The sequence below is a fragment of the Marinovum sp. genome (genome assembly GCF_048263515.1).
Classification (GTDB): domain Bacteria; phylum Pseudomonadota; class Alphaproteobacteria; order Rhodobacterales; family Rhodobacteraceae; genus Marinovum.
On sequence record NZ_JBLXEC010000001.1, the window covers coordinates 236,452 to 253,934 of the forward strand.

The 17,483-nt window shown below is 66.4% G+C and carries 14 protein-coding genes; 9 read left to right on the forward strand and 5 right to left on the reverse strand.

Annotated features, from left to right (window positions below):
• Nucleotides 1-5 precede the first annotated feature (5 nt).
• The 6 genes from ACN0SE_RS01135 to purU all read left to right on the forward strand — a co-directional run bounded on the left by ACN0SE_RS01135 (nucleotide 6) and on the right by purU (nucleotide 7,495).
• A complete protein-coding gene (locus ACN0SE_RS01135; protein ID WP_417522626.1) occupies nucleotides 6-305 on the forward strand; it encodes a sarcosine oxidase subunit delta in 300 nt (99 codons plus the stop codon).
• On the forward strand, nucleotides 302-3,304 hold the full coding sequence (locus ACN0SE_RS01140) for a sarcosine oxidase subunit alpha (protein ID WP_417522627.1): 3,003 nt from the start codon (nucleotides 302-304) through the stop codon (nucleotides 3,302-3,304). Before ACN0SE_RS01135 ends, ACN0SE_RS01140 begins: the two co-directional genes overlap by 4 nt.
• Before the next feature lie 13 nt (nucleotides 3,305-3,317).
• The gene (locus ACN0SE_RS01145) at nucleotides 3,318-3,848 is read left to right on the forward strand and encodes a sarcosine oxidase subunit gamma (RefSeq protein WP_417522628.1); all 531 of its coding nucleotides are present in this window, start codon (nucleotides 3,318-3,320) and stop codon (nucleotides 3,846-3,848) included.
• A 78-nt stretch (nucleotides 3,849-3,926) separates the two neighbouring features.
• Nucleotides 3,927-5,201 carry a serine hydroxymethyltransferase gene (gene glyA, locus ACN0SE_RS01150; RefSeq protein WP_417522629.1) on the forward strand — a complete coding sequence of 425 codons (1,275 nt, stop codon included), beginning with the start codon at nucleotides 3,927-3,929 and terminating at the stop codon, nucleotides 5,199-5,201.
• A 4-nt stretch (nucleotides 5,202-5,205) separates the two neighbouring features.
• Nucleotides 5,206-6,618 carry an L-serine ammonia-lyase gene (locus tag ACN0SE_RS01155; RefSeq protein ID WP_417522630.1) on the forward strand — a complete coding sequence of 471 codons (1,413 nt, stop codon included), beginning with the start codon at nucleotides 5,206-5,208 and terminating at the stop codon, nucleotides 6,616-6,618.
• Nucleotides 6,584-7,495: a formyltetrahydrofolate deformylase gene (gene purU / locus ACN0SE_RS01160; RefSeq protein ID WP_417522631.1), complete on the forward strand. Its 912-nt coding sequence runs from the start codon at nucleotides 6,584-6,586 to the stop codon at nucleotides 7,493-7,495. Before ACN0SE_RS01155 ends, purU begins: the two co-directional genes overlap by 35 nt.
• A 13-nt stretch (nucleotides 7,496-7,508) precedes the next feature.
• On the opposite strand, the gene ACN0SE_RS01165 is transcribed toward purU, so the two are convergent.
• From ACN0SE_RS01165 to ACN0SE_RS01175, 3 genes are all read right to left on the reverse strand, one after another.
• The gene (locus ACN0SE_RS01165) at nucleotides 7,509-8,213 is read right to left on the reverse strand and encodes a 5-formyltetrahydrofolate cyclo-ligase (RefSeq protein ID WP_417522632.1); all 705 of its coding nucleotides are present in this window, start codon (nucleotides 8,211-8,213) and stop codon (nucleotides 7,509-7,511) included.
• A 155-nt stretch (nucleotides 8,214-8,368) separates the two neighbouring features.
• The gene (locus ACN0SE_RS01170; RefSeq protein WP_417522633.1) at nucleotides 8,369-8,767 is read right to left on the reverse strand and encodes a DUF488 domain-containing protein; all 399 of its coding nucleotides are present in this window, start codon (nucleotides 8,765-8,767) and stop codon (nucleotides 8,369-8,371) included.
• Nucleotides 8,768-8,780: 13 nt separating this feature from the next.
• Nucleotides 8,781-9,560, reverse strand: coding sequence for an IclR family transcriptional regulator (locus ACN0SE_RS01175; protein ID WP_417522634.1), 780 nt, complete (start codon nucleotides 9,558-9,560; stop codon nucleotides 8,781-8,783).
• A gap of 136 nt (nucleotides 9,561-9,696) precedes the next feature.
• On the opposite strand from ACN0SE_RS01175, the gene ACN0SE_RS01180 reads away from it, so the two are divergent.
• The 3 genes from ACN0SE_RS01180 to ACN0SE_RS01190 are packed head-to-tail and all read left to right on the forward strand — an operon-like array spanning nucleotide 9,697 to nucleotide 14,313.
• On the forward strand, nucleotides 9,697-11,559 hold the full coding sequence (locus tag ACN0SE_RS01180; RefSeq protein ID WP_417522635.1) for a TRAP transporter permease: 1,863 nt from the start codon (nucleotides 9,697-9,699) through the stop codon (nucleotides 11,557-11,559).
• 23 nt (nucleotides 11,560-11,582) lie between these two features.
• A complete protein-coding gene (locus tag ACN0SE_RS01185; RefSeq protein WP_417522636.1) occupies nucleotides 11,583-12,614 on the forward strand; it encodes a TAXI family TRAP transporter solute-binding subunit in 1,032 nt (343 codons plus the stop codon).
• A 55-nt stretch (nucleotides 12,615-12,669) separates the two neighbouring features.
• The gene (locus ACN0SE_RS01190) at nucleotides 12,670-14,313 is read left to right on the forward strand and encodes an alkaline phosphatase family protein (protein ID WP_417522637.1); all 1,644 of its coding nucleotides are present in this window, start codon (nucleotides 12,670-12,672) and stop codon (nucleotides 14,311-14,313) included.
• Nucleotides 14,314-14,410: 97 nt separating this feature from the next.
• Here the strand turns inward: ACN0SE_RS01190 and ACN0SE_RS01195 are convergent, their stop codons facing one another.
• Both ACN0SE_RS01195 and ACN0SE_RS01200 read right to left on the reverse strand, forming a co-directional pair.
• Nucleotides 14,411-16,270, reverse strand: a complete 1,860-nt coding sequence (locus ACN0SE_RS01195) for an ABC transporter ATP-binding protein (RefSeq protein WP_417522638.1) — start codon at nucleotides 16,268-16,270, stop codon at nucleotides 14,411-14,413.
• 296 nt (nucleotides 16,271-16,566) lie between these two features.
• Entirely contained in the window at nucleotides 16,567-17,478 is a 912-nt protein-coding gene (locus ACN0SE_RS01200; protein WP_417522639.1) for a hypothetical protein, read from the reverse strand.
• Between the last annotated feature and the right edge of the window lie 5 nt (nucleotides 17,479-17,483).

The following is a 17,483-nucleotide window of genomic DNA, read 5'->3' on the forward strand; positions in this document are numbered from 1 at the left end:
CCGAGATGCTTTTGATCCACTGCCCCTATTGCGACGACACGCTGCCCGAGCTGGAATTTGCCTATGCCGGCGAGGCGCATATCGATCGCCCGGCAGATCCGTCGAAGCTCAGCGACGAGGAGTGGCGTGATTTCCTGTTCATCCGCACCAACGTCAAGGGCGTCCATGCCGAGCGCTGGCGTCACATCAATGGCTGCGGGCGGTTCTTCAACGCGCTGCGCGACACCGTGAGCGACCGTTTCCTGACCACCTACAAGGCGGGCGTTGCCCGTCCCGACATCACCGCATTGGAGGCTGCAGAATGACCGGGTTTCGTATCAAGGGCCGTGGCCGCATCAACCGCCAGGCTCCGGTGACATTCACCTTCGACGGCAAGTCCTACACCGGGTTCGAGGGCGATACCGTGGCCTCGGCGCTCCTGGCCAACGGGGTGCACCTGATGGGCCGCAGCTTCAAGTACCACCGCCCGCGCGGCGTGGTCACCGCCGGCTCGGAAGAGCCCAATGCGCTGATCGGGACCAGCCGCGGCGAGGGCCGGTTCGAGCCCAACACCCGCGCCACCATGCAGGAGATCCATCCCGGCCTGAGCACCGAGAGCCAGAACAAGTGGCCGAGCCTTGCCTTTGATCTCGGCGCGATCAACGACCGGCTCTACATGCTGTTTTCCGCAGGCTTCTACTACAAGACCTTCATGTGGCCGCGCAGCTTCTGGGACCGGGTCTACGAACCGATGATCCGCAAGGCCGCCGGTCTGGGCAAGGCGCCCACCAAGGTCGACCCCGACAGCTATGCCAGCCGCTACCTGCATTGTGACGTGCTGGTCGTGGGCTCCGGGCCTTCGGGCATTGCCGCGGCGCTGACCGCCGGGCGGGCCGGGTCGAAGGTGGTTGTCGTCGACGAGAATGCCGAGATGGGCGGCACCTTGCTGTCGGAGCCCTCGGTCTCGATCGACGGGCAGTCCGCGTGGGACTGGCTCGACACAGCGATGGCCGAGCTGGATGCGATGCCCAACGTCACGCGCATGACGCGCACCACGGCAATGGGGTATTACCATCAGAACATGATCGGGCTGGTGCAGAAGCTGACCGATCACCTGGGCGAGGTGCCCGAAGGGGCCCCGCGCGAGCGGATGTGGCGGGTGCGCGCAAGGGAAGTGGTGCTGGCGCAGGGCGCCATCGAGCGCCCGATGGTCTTTGACGGCAACGACACGCCCGGTATCCTGATGGCCGGCGCGGCGCAGACCTTTCTGAACCGGTTCGGGGTTCTGGTCGGGCGCAAGCCCGTCGTGCTCACCAGCCACGACAGCGCCTGGTACTCTGCCTTCGACATGGCCGATGCCGGCGCGCAGGTGGTGGCGATCGTCGACACCCGGGAGACCGTGGCACAGGATCTGCAGGAGGCGGCCCAAGCGCGCGGCATCGCCATCCGTCTCGGCCACACCGCGACCGGCACGAGGGGCCGGCTCCGGATCAAGGCGCTGCGGGTCAATCCGGTCCGGCATGGCAAGGTCGGTGCAACCGCGTGGCTCGACTGCGACGCGGTGCTGGTCTGCGGTGGCTGGACGCCGTCGCTTCATCTCTTTTCGCACACCAAGGGATCCTTGCACTGGGACCCCGAGGCCAAGGTCTATCTGCCCGGTCACAAGACCGAAGACGTGCATATCGCGGGCGCCGGGCGCGGGCTCTGGGGCATAGCCGCGGCGCTGGACGACGGCACCAAGGCAGGGGTCGCGGCGGTGCGCGCGCTCGGTGGTCAGACCGGGGCCGCGACCTTTGACGTGATGCACGACCGTACCGGTACCGGCATCACCCAGAAGGAGCTGCCCACCGATGGCCGGCCCGGCAAGGCCAAGGCCTTCGTCGATTTCCAGAACGACGTGACCGCCAAGGATATCCGCCTTGCCGTGCGCGAAGGCATGAAGTCCATCGAACACGTCAAGCGCTACACCACCAACGGCATGGCCACCGATCAAGGCAAGCTGTCGAACATGAACGGGCTGACCATCGCCGCCGACGCGCTGAACAAGGAAGCGCCGCAGGTCGGTCTCACGACCTTCCGGCCGCCCTATACGCCGACCACCTTCGGGGCCTTTGCGGGTTATCACAAGGGCGCGCATTTCGAGGTGACGCGCAAGACGCCGATCGATGCCTGGGCCGACGAAAACGGCGCCGTCTTCGAGCCGGTGGCCCTGTGGCGGCGGGCCTGGTACTTCCGGAAACCGGGCGAAGACATGCACAAGGCCGTGGCGCGGGAGTGCAAATCGACCCGCGAAAGCGTCGGCATCTTCGACGCCTCGACACTGGGCAAAATCGAGGTCTCGGGGCCGGATGCCACCGAGTTCATGAACCGCATGTACACCAATCCCTGGACCAAGCTGGGCGTCGGCCGGGCCCGCTATGGCCTGCTGCTGGGCGAGGACGGGTTCATCCGCGACGATGGCGTCATCGGCCGGATGCGCGATGATCTGTTCCATGTCACCACCACCACCGGTGGCGCGGCGCGGGTGCTCAACATGATGGAGGACTACCTTCAGACCGAATGGCCCGATCTCAGGGTATGGCTGACCTCGACCACCGAGGAATGGGCGACCATCGCCCTGAACGGCCCCAACGCCCGCAAGCTGCTGGCGCCCTTCGTCGAAGGGGCGGACATCTCTGCCGAGGCGATGCCGCATATGTCGGTGGTGAACTGCACCGTCGCCGGGTTCCCGTCGCGGCTGTTCCGGATCAGCTTTACCGGCGAGCTCGGCTTCGAAATCAACGTACCCGCCCGCCATGGCAAGGCGCTCTGGGAAAAGCTCTGGGAGGCCGGCCAGCGCTACGACATCTGCGCCTATGGCACCGAGACGATGCACGTCCTGCGCGCCGAGAAGGGCTTTATCATCGTCGGTCAGGACACCGACGGCACGGTGACCCCGCAGGATGCCGGCCTCGGATGGGCGATCGGCAAGATGAAGGCCGATTTCGTCGGCAAACGCTCGCTCGACCGGCCCGACATCGTGGCGCCGGGGCGCAAGCAGCTGGTCGGTCTTCTGACCGAGGATCCGAAGACCGTGCTCACCGAAGGTGCGCAGATCGTCGATGATCCGAACCAGCCGAGGCCGATGAAGATGATCGGTCACGTGACCTCGTCCTACTGGTCGGAAACACTGGGCCGGTCGATTGCCATGGCAGTCATCGAAGACGGCTTCGACCGCATGGACACGGTGCTCTACGTGCCGACCGAGGACGGCAGGACCGCGCCCGCAAAAGTAACCTCAACCCAGTTCTACGACCCGGCGGGCGACCGCCTGAAGGTCGCATGAGGAGAAATCGATCATGAATGCTCCCGTAACATCCTTCGACGCCGTCGACGTGGCGATCCTGCCGCCGGTGGCACGCTTCAACCTGCGGATTGCGCCAGCCGACCTGGCCGTTGCGTCGAAGGCCTTTGGCCTGGACCTGCCTGACACGATTGGCCGGGGCGCCCGGGACGGCGACCGCGCGGCCTATTGCCTCGGGCCGGACGAGTGGCTGCTGCACGCCGACGCGGCCGACCAGCAGGCCATCGTCGCCGCCTTCGACGCGGTTCGCGCCCGGACCCCGCACAGCCTGGTGGTGGTCTCGGACCGCGAGCTGAGCCTTGGCATCACCGGGCCCGCGGCGGCAGAGCTGCTCTCGGTCGGCTGCCCTCTCGACCTGTCGCGCATAGCGGTGGGTTCTGCCAAGCGCACCGTCTTCGACTATGCGCAGGTGGTGCTGATCCGCGATGGCAACGATGCCTTCCGGCTCGAGGTCTGGCGGTCGTTCTTCCCGCATGTCCACGGCATCCTGACCGTCGCCACGCGAGAGTTCGCCGTCGGCCTCTGATCCGGCCCTGTTTCTTCTGACTGCCGCGTCCCGCTGTCGGGACGCGACCCTCTCCCCCTGTCTGAAAGGACCCTTTCCATGCTCAAGACCGTCACCCCCAACGCGATCACCGACAGCGCCATTGCCGATGCCGTGAGCCGCGAGCTTGACCGCCAGCAGTCGCAGATCGAACTGATCGCCTCGGAAAACATCGTCAGCCGCGACGTGCTGCGCGCCCAGGGCTCTGTCCTGACCAACAAATATGCCGAGGGCTATCCGGGCCGGCGCTACTATGGCGGCTGCGAACATGTTGACACCGTCGAGCAGATTGCCATCGACCGGGTTAAGGCGCTGTTCGGCGCGGGCTTTGCCAATGTCCAGCCGCATTCCGGGGCCCAGGCCAACCAGGCGGTGTTCCTTGCGCTGCTGCAGCCGGGCGACCGGATCATGGGGCTGGATCTCGCGCATGGCGGCCACCTGACCCACGGCTCCCCGGTCACCATGTCGGGCAAGTGGTTCGACGTGGTCAGCTACGAGGTGTCGGAAGAGGATCACCTGATCGACATGGACAAGGTTCGCAAGGTGGCGCTGGAGACCCGTCCGAAGCTGATCGTCGCCGGGGCCTCGGCCTATCCGCGCCACATGGATTTCGCCGGTTTCCGCGCGATTGCCGACGAGGTGGGGGCCTACCTGATGGTCGACATGGCGCATTACGCCGGGCTGATTGCCGCCGGTGCCTATCCCGACCCGATGCCGCATGCGCATGTGGTGACCTCGACCACCCACAAGACCCTGCGCGGGCCGCGCGGCGGCCTCATCCTGACCAATGACGCGGCGCTGGCCAAGAAATTCAACTCCGCCGTCTTTCCCGGCAACCAGGGCGGGCCGCTGATGCATGTGATCGCGGCCAAGGCGGTGGCCTTTGGCGAGGCGCTGGAACCGGCGTTCAGGCAATACGCCAATGACGTCATCGCCAATGCGCGTGCGCTGTCCGAAGTGCTGGTCGCCGGTGGTCTGGGCGTGGTCTCGGGCGGCACCGATTGTCACATGGTTCTGGTCGATCTGCGGCCCAAGGGGGTCACCGGCAAGGTGGCGGAAATCGCGCTGGAACGCGCCGGGCTGACCTGCAACAAGAACGCCATTCCCTTCGATCCGGAAAAGCCCTTTGTCACCTCCGGCGTGCGCCTCGGCACCTCGGCCGGCACCACGCGCGGTTTCGGCGAGGCCGAGTTCCGCAAGGTCGGTGAGCTGATCCTGAAGGTGATCGACGCGCTCGCCGATACGCCCGAAGGCGATCCGGCGGTCGAGGCGGCCGTGCTCGAAGAGGTGCAGGCGCTCTGCGCCGCGCACCCGATCTATGCGGACGGCGTGTAGGCCCATGTTCCTGTCGGTCTTCGATATCTTCAAGGTCGGCGTCGGCCCGTCGTCGTCGCACACGATGGGCCCGATGACGGCGGCGGCGCGCTTTCTTGACGATCTGCGCGGCGGCGCCGAGAAAATTCCCGGGGCGGGCAGGCTCGCCCGCCTCGGGGCCTCGTTGCACGGGTCTCTGGCGTTCACCGGCAAGGGCCATGCCACCGACAGGGCGGTGATCCTCGGGCTGATCGGCTATCTGCCCGACACGCTCGATCCGGACGCTGCCGAACGGCTCGAGGCCGAGGTGCGGGCTTGCAGACGCATCAGCCCTCCTGGGCTGGGCACGCTCGATTTCGACCCCGACAGCGATCTGGTGTTCGATTACGGCCCCGCCTTGCCCGGCCATGCCAACGGTCTGGTGCTGCGTGCCTTTGACGAGCGCGGCGCGCCTTACATGACGCAGACCTATTACTCGGTCGGCGGCGGCTTTGTCGTCACCGAGGCCGAACTGGCGCAGGAGAAGGCTGCGGCGTCCGGCGATCTGCGCGAAGAGAAAACCGCATTGGGCTATCCCTATCCCTTCGGCTCTGCCGCCGAGATGCTGGAGATGGGCCGCAGATCGGGGCTCGGCATCGCCCAGATGAAGCGCGCCAATGAGGAGGCTCATTCCGGCGGTGGACTGGACACGCGCATCGACCACCTCTGCGAGGTGATGGACGCCTGCATCGACCGGGGGCTGCGCATGGACGGTATTCTGCCCGGTGGATTGAAGGTGAAACGCCGCGCCAAGGCGATCCACGAACAGCTTCTGGCGGAGCGCGGCCGCAACCTGAGCCAGCCGCATGTCGCCAATGACTGGCTGTCGGTCTACGCGATGGCGGTAAACGAAGAGAACGCCGCCGGCGGCCGCGTCGTCACCTCGCCCACCAACGGCGCGGCCGGCGTGGTGCCCGCCGTCATCCGATACTACCGCGACCATTGCCTTGGTGCGCGCCGCGAGGGCGTGCGCGACTTCATTCTGACCGCGGCGGCGATTGGCGGGCTGATCAAGCACAACGCCTCGATCTCGGGGGCCGAGATGGGCTGTCAGGGCGAGGTCGGCTCGGCCTCTTCCATGGCGGCGGCGGGGCTTTGCGCGGCCCTTGGTGGCAGCAATGAACAGATCGAAAACGCCGCCGAGATCGCGTTGGAACATCATCTCGGCATGACCTGCGACCCGGCGGCGGGGCTGGTGCAGGTACCCTGCATCGAACGCAACGGGCTGGGGGCGATCAAGGCGGTCTCGGCCGCCAGCCTCGCCCTGCGCGGCGACGGCAGCCATTTCATGCCGCTCGACAATTGCATCGAAACCATGCGCCAGACCGGCCATGACATGCTCATCAAATACAAGGAGACAAGCCTTGGAGGCCTTGCAGTCAACCTTCCCGAATGCTGAACGCCGGACCCAGGTGCCAGAGGCGCCGGAGCGTCAGTTCGTTCTGAAGCTGTCTTGTACCGCCGAACCCGGGATCGTGGCCGCGGTCACGACGGTGCTGGCCGAGCAGGGCGCCAATATCGTCGAGACCGCGCAGTTCTGGGATCGTCAGAGCGACCGGTTCTTCCTGCGGCTGGCCTTTCTGGGGCGGGACGGCATCGATGTCGCGGGGCTCGAGACCGCCCTGGCGCCGGTCAAGGCCCGGTTCGGCATGGAGATGCACCTCACCCATACCTCGCGCAGGCCGCGTGTCCTGATCATGGTGTCCCGCTTCGACCACGCGCTGCTGCACCTGCTCTATCAGGTCCGGGTTGGCTGGCTCGATGCCGAGGTGGTGGCGATCGTGTCAAACCATCCCGACGCCAGGCGCGTGGCCGATCACGAAGGCCTGCCGTTTCACCATATCCCGGTCAGCGCCGCCACCAAGCCGGAGGCCGAGGCCCGGCTGCTGCAGCTGGTCGAGGAGACCGGCGCCGAGCTTGTCGTGCTGGCGCGCTATATGCAGGTTCTGTCCGACGATCTCTCGCGCAGGCTTTCGGGCCGGATCATCAATATCCACCATTCCTTCCTGCCCAGCTTCAAGGGGGCGAAACCCTATCATCAGGCACATGAGCGCGGGGTCAAGCTGATCGGAGCGACGGCGCATTACGTGACCGCCGATCTCGACGAAGGCCCGATCATCGAGCAGGAGGCCGAGCGCATCACCCATTCGATGGAGCCCGAGGCGCTGGTGGCGGTCGGCCGCGACATCGAATCCCGTGTGCTGGCCCGCGCCGTCAAGATGCACCTCGAGGGGCGGGTGGTGCTGAATGGAAAACGCACCGTGGTGTTCAGCTGACAGGAGCCCGGGGTCAGGCAGCGGGCGCCGCGCGCACCCCGACCTCGGTCACGATCAGATCGAGCGGAATGTCATGCGGCTGCGGATAGATCGTCTGAAGCTGCGCCGCGTCGAATCCTGTGCCGATGGCAAAGGGTGCGGGCTTCAGGGCCGCCAGCGTCCGGTCGAAATACCCTCCGCCATAGCCCAGCCGATAGCCGTCCGCCGACCAGCCGACCAGTGGCGCCAGCGTGATCTTGGGTGTCACGATGGCCGCGTCGGGGGGAGGCACGGGGATATCCCAGTCGCCGCGCACCATTTGCGTCTCGGGTGTCCAGCGGCGAAAGGTGAGCGGCGCGGCCCTGACCTCGACCAGCGGCAGGGCGACGGTCACGCCCGCGGCGTGCAACTCGGCCATCAGGGGGCGCAGGTCGGGCTCGCCCTTGATCGGCCAATAGGCGGACAGGATCATGCCGCGCGCGCCGCCAAAGCGGTCGGTCAGGACCTGCCTCAGGTGTCCCGCGAGGGCGTTGCCGATCTCTTGGCGTTCGGCCACCGACAACGCCCGGCGCGCATCGCGCAGCCGCCTGCGTTCCGCCGTGCGCCAGCGCGCGACGTCGCGCGCCTGTTCCGGGTGCACCCCCAGCGGATCGAAGTAATCCGGCGCGATGTCCGCGGCAGAACACGGCGGAGAGGAAAAGCCGCTCTGGCAGCGGAAGCTGTCATTTTCGTCGGTCATGGCAATGCCTCGGTGTCCGGAATGTGTCGCGCCCGGTCGACCTTGTCGGCAAGGCGCCTGGCAGGATACCGTGACTGTCGGAGGTGTCTTGACCGGCAAAGAGCGCCACAGCCTTCGGGTCGCCGGTGGGCGTGTGCTGCGATTGGGCCGTCATGTCACGCCTCCTGCTCCAGCCATCGGCGCAGGTAGTCGCGCAGCACGACGGCATTGTTGTGATCCTCGTCCTTCGAGGCATAGAGCAGAGTCACCACATCGTCCTGTGCATATCCGGCAAGGGCGCGCACCAAATCGTCATGCGCGTCCAGTTCCGCCTCGTACCTTGTGCGAAACGCGTCCCATTGGCCGGGGGAGTCGTGAAACCAATGCCGCAGATCGTCGCTCGGCGCGATCTCCTTGAACCACTCGGTCAGCCGCGCGCGGTCCTTCTCCACGCCGCGAGGCCAGAGCCGGTCGACGAGGATGCGCCTGCCATCCGACACCCGGGCAGCGCGGTAGATGCGCTTGATGCGGATGCGCTCGGCGGGGGTATCGGGAACGGCGGGGCGTTGTGGCATCAAGCACCTCCGATCATGACAGGGCGGCGTATTTCCGACCGATGGTATCCGCCGTGGCCTGAAGACGGGAGAGGTGGCGTTTCGCGACGGCGTGGACGGCTTGATCACTGGCGTTCCAGACCAGGTTGATCGCGCCGACCACCTCGGAGCCGGCGAGGATCGGAACGGCTATGGCCGCCGGGAGCTCGCCGTAGTCCACCGCCCGGCCCCAGTGCCCCTCGGCGCGGGTGGCATAGCCATTCCTTGCGATGAATTTCAGGATTTTCGGCAGTTGCAGCAAGGCGGATGCGTCTTCTCGCGGCAGTCTTGGCACCAGCTCCTTCAGCACCGTCGCGCGCTCCGGCCCTGACAGGCCGGAGAGATACGCGCCCCCCAGTGCCGACAGGACCGGCGAGGGTCGGAAGCCGACCGCATCGGGATAGACGCCGTGGGTTCTGAAGGCCCGGGTGGTATCGACAATCTCGGTCCGGCCGCCGCCAATCGCCGCCGCCAGATCGACGCCAAGCCGGGTCTCTCTGGACAGCTGAACGATTTCCTCCTTGCTGACCGCCACGAGCCTGTCGACCAGATCCGCCATCCCGCCAGCCTGCGGGAAGGCCGAGCCGAGCTGGAAGCAGCCGTCACTGCTTCTGCGGGTCAGCCAGCGCCGCTTTTCCAGCGTCGCACAGATCCGCAACAGCGTCGGCTTAGACAGCCCGGTCTGCTTTGCCAGAAATGGGAGCGAACTGGCGCCCGAGGTATGGATGACCTCCAGCACCGTCAGCCCGCGTTCGATGGATCTGTTCAGTTTCACCCTGCCTCTCCGTTTCACCTGGTGTAACGCAACTTCGCAAAATCCGCGGCGATGCGATACCCCTTTGTGATGCACCCCGCGCTTCGACCTGGGAATCGGAGGCTGAGCGGCGGGGCATTACACCGGGGAGGATACCGTGTCGGACTTCAGGAAATCTGCCTATCTCGATCACGTCGTGACGGCTTTGTCACTCATGGTCATCGGCGTGGTGTTCTACGTCTCGGTCTTCGGCGTTTTCTCGGATTCCTACCTGCGGGTCGGCATGTTGCTGGCGGGCGGGCTGCTGATCATCCTGACCGCGGTGTCCCGCTCTGACAGCCTTGTGGATCGCGGGCTTCTGGCGGTCGTTGCCATCTGTCTGTCGCTAAGCGTCTACCAGTACTTTCGCGCCGCCGAAGAGATCGAGACCGGGCTCTATTTCCTGACCTCGACCGATATCTGGATGGGTGTTCTGGGGCTCATCGCGGTGATCGAGCTGACCCGACGCTCGGTCGGTCTGGTGATGGCGGTGGTTGCAGGCCTTCTGCTGGCCTATGGCGCCTTCGGCCATCTGGCACCGGGGTTCCTGCGGCATGCCGGGATCTCGACCGAAGAGCTGATGACCGTGCTGTGGTATTCCTTCGACGGCGTCTTCGGCCGCCCGATGGCGACGGTCGTCTCGACCATCCTGATCTTCATCGTCTTCGGCGCGCTGCTTGAATTGCTGGCCATCGACCTCGTGCTGGTGCGGCTTGCGATGGCGGCGACCGGGCGGATGCGCTCCGGCCCCGCTGCCGCGGCCACCGTGGCCAGCGGGTTGTTCGGCACGATTTCGGGCTCTGCGGTGGCCAACGTGGTGGGCACCGGGGTCATCACCATTCCGCTGATCAAGAAACGCGGGTTCTCGCCCCGGTTCGCAGCGGCGGTGGAATCCGCGGCGTCGAGCGGCGGCCAGATCACCCCGCCGATCATGGGGGCCGTCGCCTTCATCATGGCAGACGTGACGAGCGTGCCCTATCTGACGATCTGTGCCGCCGCCGCGGTGCCGGCATTGCTGTACTACGGCGGGCTTTTCGTCGCCATTTCCAGCGCTGCCCGCAACATGGACCTGGCCGAAGAGCCGCGTCCGAAGATCAGCTTCAACTGGCGCGAGCTGGTGCAGATGGGCATCTTTGTCCTCGCGCTCGCCGGGATCGTGGTGACCATGGTCGGTGGCTCGTCGCCCGCCTATGCCGGTTTTGTCGGCGTCGCGCTGGCCGCGCTTCTGGGCTTTGCCGTGCGTCCCGACCTGCTGTTCAACGGTGCCGCCTGGCTGAAGTTCGTCCGTTCGGCCGGCCTGATTTCCGCCCAGCTGGTGGTCATCGTCGGCGCCGTGGGCATCGTCATCGGCGTGCTGAACCTGACCGGCGTGGGACTGCGCTTTGCCTCGCTGCTGTCGAGCCTTGCCGAAGACCAGCTGATCATCTCGCTGATCCTGATGGCCATTGCCTGCCTGCTGCTCGGCATGGGGATGCCGACGGTGCCGGCCTACCTGATCATCGTGCTGGTGATGGGCCCGTCGCTGCAGAAACTCGGCGTGCCGATCGTCCACACCCACATGTTCGTGCTCTATTTCGGCGTCTTGTCGGCGATCACCCCGCCGGTTGCGCTGGCGGCCTTTGCGGCCGCGCCGATCGCGGGCTCCAGCCCGATGGCCACCGCGCTCGAGGCGTCGCGGCTGGCGCTGCCGGGCTTCGTGATCCCCTTCGCCTTCATCTACCAGCCGGCGCTGCTGCTGGGCACAGGCTTCCCGCTGGCCGAGTCGGCGCAGGCGATCCTGTTCGTCCTGCTCGCCACGGTGCTGATCTCGCGCGCCTGCTATCCGCGCCGGGGCAAGAGCTACATGGTGCCGGTGGGACTGGCACTGGCCATCGCGCTGATCTTCTTCGGACCGCTGGTCTCGTGGATCGCCACCGTGGCCGCCGTCGGGCTGATGTACATCGACCGGCTGGAGCTGACCGCCAAGAACCAGATTTCATGATCGCAATGGAGGAGAACCCAATCATGACGACCGATACACTCAACCGCCGGAGCCTGCTGGCCGGCACCGCCGCCGCCGCGACCCTTGCCATGCTGCCGCGTGCGGCCTTTGCCAAGGAACTGCTGCGCATGTCGACGCTGGGGCCGGGCACCAGCCCGAACCTGGTGATGACCACCTTCGCCAATATCGTCAACGGCCAGTTGCCGGACTACGAGATCCAGATCAACGCCACCGGCGCCGCCACCCGCCACGTCCTGGAAGTGGCGATGGGCAAGACCGCGTTCTGCATGTCCTCGCCGGCGCTGCATGCGCTGATGTCCAACCAGCGCGCGATGTTCGAGAAGATCGATCAGGCGCCGGAGCTGGCCAAGAAGCTGCGCACGGTGATCAACTTCCCCATGGGCATCTACCACATCGCGGCCTACGACAGCTCGGGCATCACCGAGATGGATCAGGTCAAGGGCAAGCGGGTGTTCCTCGGGCCGCCGGGCGGCGTCGCCTATGCCACCATGGCCTATCTCTTCGAGGCGGTCACCGGCCTGAAGGCGGGCGAAGATTACGAGGCGGTCAAGCTCGGCTGGGATGCCGCCGCCGCGTCGTTCCAGGACGGCAATCTCGACATCTACTGCAATCCGACCAACGCGCCCAGCCCGGTGCTGACGCAGATCGCGGTGACCAACCCGATCCGCTTCCTCGGCATTCCCAAGGACAAGCTGGAGACCGACAAGATCAAGTCGCTCGCAGCGCGGCCCGGCTATGGCCTGACCACGCTGGCGTCGGACAAGTACGGCGACAATCAGGTCAACGACGAAGAGGTGACCACCATCCGCGTGACCGCCAGCATCGTCACCAATCAGGATGCCGATGAGGAGATGATCTACCAGATGACCAAGGCGTTCTTTGCCGGCGTCGAGGACATGCGCGACGGCGCGCCTTGGCTGGCCGCGATCACCCCTGAGGCGGCGGTTGGAGACATCAACCTGGCGCTGCACCCCGGCTCGCTTCGTGCGCTCGAAGAGCTGGGCGTGACGATCCCCGACGCCGCCCGCGCGTAAACCGAACCGGCCGGGGCGTCAGCGCCCCGGCCCGCCGTCCCAGGGATGCCCGATCATGACCAAGAACGTTCTATTCATCATGTGCGATCAGCTGCGCTGGGACTACCTGTCCTGCACCGGGCATCCGCATCTGCACACACCGCATATCGATGCGCTGGCCGCGCGAGGCGTGCTGTTCGACCGCGCCTACGTGCAATCGCCGATCTGCGGCCCGTCACGGATGTCCTTCTACACCGGGCGCTATGTCAGCTCGCACGGCTCCACCTGGAACAACATCCCGCTGAAGGTCGGCGAGATGACGCTGGGCGACCATCTGCGCCCCCTGGGCGTGCGCACCGCGCTCTGCGGCAAGACCCACATGAAGGCCGATGAGGACGGGCTGAAGCGCCTCGGCATCGCCCCCGACAGCGAGATCGGCGTGCTGCTGTCGGAATGCGGGTTCGAGCCCTTCGAACGCGAGGACGGTCTGCACCCCGACGGCCCGCGCTATCCGCGCAACCCGGCTTATGACCAGTTCATGAAGCAGCGCGGCTGGCCGGATGAAAACCCCTGGGAGACGGTCGCCAACAGCGCCGAGGACGCCGACGGCAACATCCTCAGCGGCTGGTTCATGGACAACGCCGACAAGCCCGCCCGCGCCGCCGACGCGGAAAGCGAGACCCCCTATATCACCACCCGCGCGATGGATTTCATCCGCGAGGCGGGCGATACGCCGTGGTGCCTGCACCTGAGCTACATCAAGCCGCACTGGCCCTATATCGTGCCGGCGCCCTACCACGACATGTATGGCCCCGAGACGCATCTCGACCCGGTGCGCAGCGAGGCCGAGCGCGACACCCCGCATCCCGTCTACGGCGCCTTCATGCAGGAGCGCGTGAGCCGCGCCTTCTGCGACGACGCCACCCGCACCCGGGTGCTGACTGCCTACATGGGGCTGATCAAGCAGATCGACGATCAGATGGGGCGGCTGATGGCGTTCCTCGAGGCGCAGGGCCTGACCGAGGAGACGATGATCGTCTTCACCTCCGATCACGGCGATTACCTCGGCGACCACTGGATGGGCGAGAAGGAGCTGTTTCACGACGCCTCGGCCCGCATTCCGATGATCGTGGTCGACCCGAGCGCAGAGGCTGATGCCACCCGCGGGCAGACCTCTCATGCGCTGGTCGAGGCGATCGACCTCGTGCCCACGTTCCTCGATTATTTCGGCGGCGCGGCGGTGCCGCATATCCTCGAAGGGCAGTCGCTGCTGCCGGTGCTGCATGGACAGACCGACAGTCTGCGCGAGGTCGCGATCTCGGAATACGACTATTCCATGCGCGACGTCCGCAAGCGGCTGGGTGTCGAGGTCAAGGATGCCAGGCTGACCATGCTGTTCGACGGGCGCTGGAAATACGTCTTTGCCGAAGGCTTCCGCCCGATGCTCTTCGACCTGCAGAACGACCCCGACGAATTGACCGATCTCGGCGCCGATCCAGCCCATGCGGCGGAATGCGCCCGCATGGAAAAGCTGCACTTTGCCTGGGCGCGGCGCACATCGCAGCGCACCACCCGGTCGGATGCCTGGATCGCCTCACTCGATCCCAGTCTGGGGGAAGCCAAGGCGGGGATCCTGATCGGCTATCGCAACGAGGCCGAACTGCGCGAGGTTCTCGGGACCGGCGCGGACTGCGACAGGAAAACCGACAAGGCCTCCTGACCCGAGGGTCCGGAAACGCTCCTCGGTCGCCGGTCGGACGTTGGTCGCGTGACCAGAGGTCTGGTGCCCGGCGCGACCGGACAGAGGTTGATCGACCTCAGGGCGTCTGGAGCGAGCCTCCGATGAAGCCGCCCGACTGCCGGTTCCAGAGCGTCGCATAAAGCTGCCCGGCCGCCAGAAGCTCCCGGTGGGTGCCGCTCTCGACGATCCGGCCCTCGTCGAGCACCACGATCCGGTCCATCTCGGCGATTGTCGACAAGCGGTGCGCGATGGCGATCACCGTCTTGTCCCGCATCGCGCGGGTCAGCTCGGCCTGGATCTCGGCCTCGACCTCGCTGTCGAGCGCGCTGGTCGCCTCGTCGAGGATCAGGATCGGCGCATCCTTCAACAGCACCCGCGCGAGCGCGATCCTCTGCCGCTGACCGCCGGAGAGCTTGACGCCGCGTTCGCCCACATGCGCGTCATAGCCGGTGCGGCCCTTGCTGTCCTTCAGTTCGCAGATGAAGTCATGCGCCCGCGCCTCGCGCGCCGCGGCCTCGATCTGGGCCTGTGTCAGCCCCTCCTGTCCGATGGTCAGGTTCTCGCGCACCGAGCGGTTGAGCAGCGCCGCCTGCTGGCTGACCATGCCGATGGCGCGGCGCAGGCTCTCGGGATCGACCTTGCGGATGTCCTGACCGTCGATGCGGATCTCGCCGCCCTCGGGCTCGTAGAACCGCAGGATCAGGTTCACCAGCGTCGACTTGCCCGCCCCCGAGGGGCCCACCAGCCCGACCTTCTCGCCCGGGGCGATCTGCAGATCGACATCCCGCAGCCCGCCGCGGCCCTTGCCGTAATGATGCCGCGCGCCCGCGACCGTGATCGCGCCCGCCGTCACCTGCAGCTCCGGCGCATCGGCGTCACAGGGAATGACCAGCGGTTGCGCGATGGTGTGCAGCGCCTCGCGGATCGAGCCGACCTGCTCGAAGATCCGCCAGACCGCCTCGAGGATCCATTCCGCCATGGTGGTGATCCTGAGCGACAGCGCCACCGCGGCACTGACCAGCCCGATGCTGGCGCTGCCCTGGCTCCAGAGCCAGATGCCATAGCCCACGATCCCGGCCATGATCACCCCCTCCAGCCAGACCGTCACCGTGCGCAGCGCCAGGCCGATCTGGCGGGCGTGAAACAGCGTCTCGCGGGTGTCCTCGAGCGAGACCATGTGATCGGCCTCGAGATCGGCCCGCCGGGCAAACAGGCTCACTGTGTCGAAGTTGGAAAAGGTATCGACCACCTTGCCGAGCAGGCCGGACTTGGCGGCGCTGAACGCCTCCATCGCGCGGATCATCCGCGGCACGATCACCGCCATCAGCGCGATGTAGAGCGCCATCCAGACAAACAGCGGAATGGCCAGCCTGATGTCGGTGCCGGCCAGCAGCAGCACGACGCCGATCACGTAGACAAAGCCGAAAGCCAGGGCGTTGATCGTCTGATAGATCGCGTCCGAGGCGTAGTTGCCCATCAGCACCAGCCGCGAGGCCGTGCGCCCGGCCAGGTCCTCCTGGAACCAGCCGACCGATTGCCGGGTCAGGTGATCGTGGGCGCGAAAGCGGAACAGGTTGGCGACATTGCAGGAAAACCCGATGTCGTTTATCGCGAAGCGGGCGAATTGCGTGAGCGGCCGCAGCAGGATCACCATCACCGCCGCAAAGCTCAGGCTGCGGCTGTGCTGCGCCCAGATCTCGGCGGGCGGGGTGTCGGCCAGCATGTCGATCAGCGTCCCGGCATAGCTGATCAGCCAGACCTCGACGCTTGCCGCCAGAATGGTGACGATCACGCTCAGCACCAGCACCCGACGCAGGGGCGGCAGATGCGATCTGAGATAGGGCCAGACCCGCGCCGCCGGCGCAGCCCCGTTGCCGTGGACATAAGGGTCAGAGAGATTGAGCGCGCGCCGCGTCAGCCAGTTGTAGAATTTCACCGCCGTCCCTCTTCACACATCACGGCCTTTCAGCCACAGGCCGCCACCATGGCGTCGGATCCGGGCCCCTGCAACTCGGAGAGGAGACATCTGCCGAAATCGAGCCGCATTCATCCGCTGAACGGCATGTTTTCGGGCGCTCGCGGCGCGAATGTCCGTGAACGAGACCCGAACTGCCATTCCTGTTGGCGTCGAGGGGCAGGGGCCATCGGTCCAGTCCGCCATCGCGGCTGTCGGCTGGTTGCGGACGGCTCAGACACAGCCAGACGGCATGGACGGGCTCCGCCGACGATCTGTCACGGTGACGAGATCGGCGAAAGGACTTCGAGCGTCATCTCGGAGGTCACGCTTTGACCCGGGTCCAGCCGCATCAGGCCGTCAGGGCCGGTGCGGGTTTCACCGCTGACATGGCTCTGTGGTTCCAGGGCAAAGCGATCCATTTCGGGCGTGGCGAACATCATCAAGGCCTCCAGCCCGCGCGCGGTCATCCGGACCTCGTGGTCGAGCGAAGGTTGCACGATCCGGGCGCTGCCGGACCAGCCGGAATAGCACTGGTTGCGCCAGGTATCCGGCAGGGGGCGAAGTCCTTTATAGTCTTCTACGCCGGGGATGGCGGTCCTGCCCCGCGGCAGGTGCCCCGCACCTTCCGGCCAGAGCGCCTCGGCGGCAAAGGCGACGCGGGTATCGGGCCTGCGCGGGAAATAGGGGTGAAACCCCATCCCGACGGGAACAGGCTCTGCCCCGGTGTTCTGCAGGGTCAGGGCAAACCGCGCGCCCTCGGGGATCAGGGCGATCGCGCAGGTCATGGCCACGGTCAGGGGATAGCGCCCCGTCAGGTCGAGGCGCATCGCGACGTGCTGCGGGCCGGTCTGCGTCACCGACCAGGCACGCTGCCATGCGACACCGTGCAAGGCCAGGGGGTCGTCGGTGTTGGGCTGAAGGGCAAAGCTGCGCGTCTCCAGGTGAAGGGCATTGTCTCGGGCCCGGTTGGCAAAAGGCGCCATAGGAAACATCGCCGCGGCGTCGATGCCGAGACAGCGGTCGTCAAGCGGCGCAAGAACGGGCACCCAGTGGCTCTGGCGGCGCAGGTCGAACGTCAGCACCGAGGCGCCAAGCCGGGGGGAAACCTCCATGTGGAAGCGGGGCGACTGCAGGTGGATCACGGGCGTGGCGGGGTTATCGCGCACCGCCCCGGGCTCCGGCGTCATGGGGT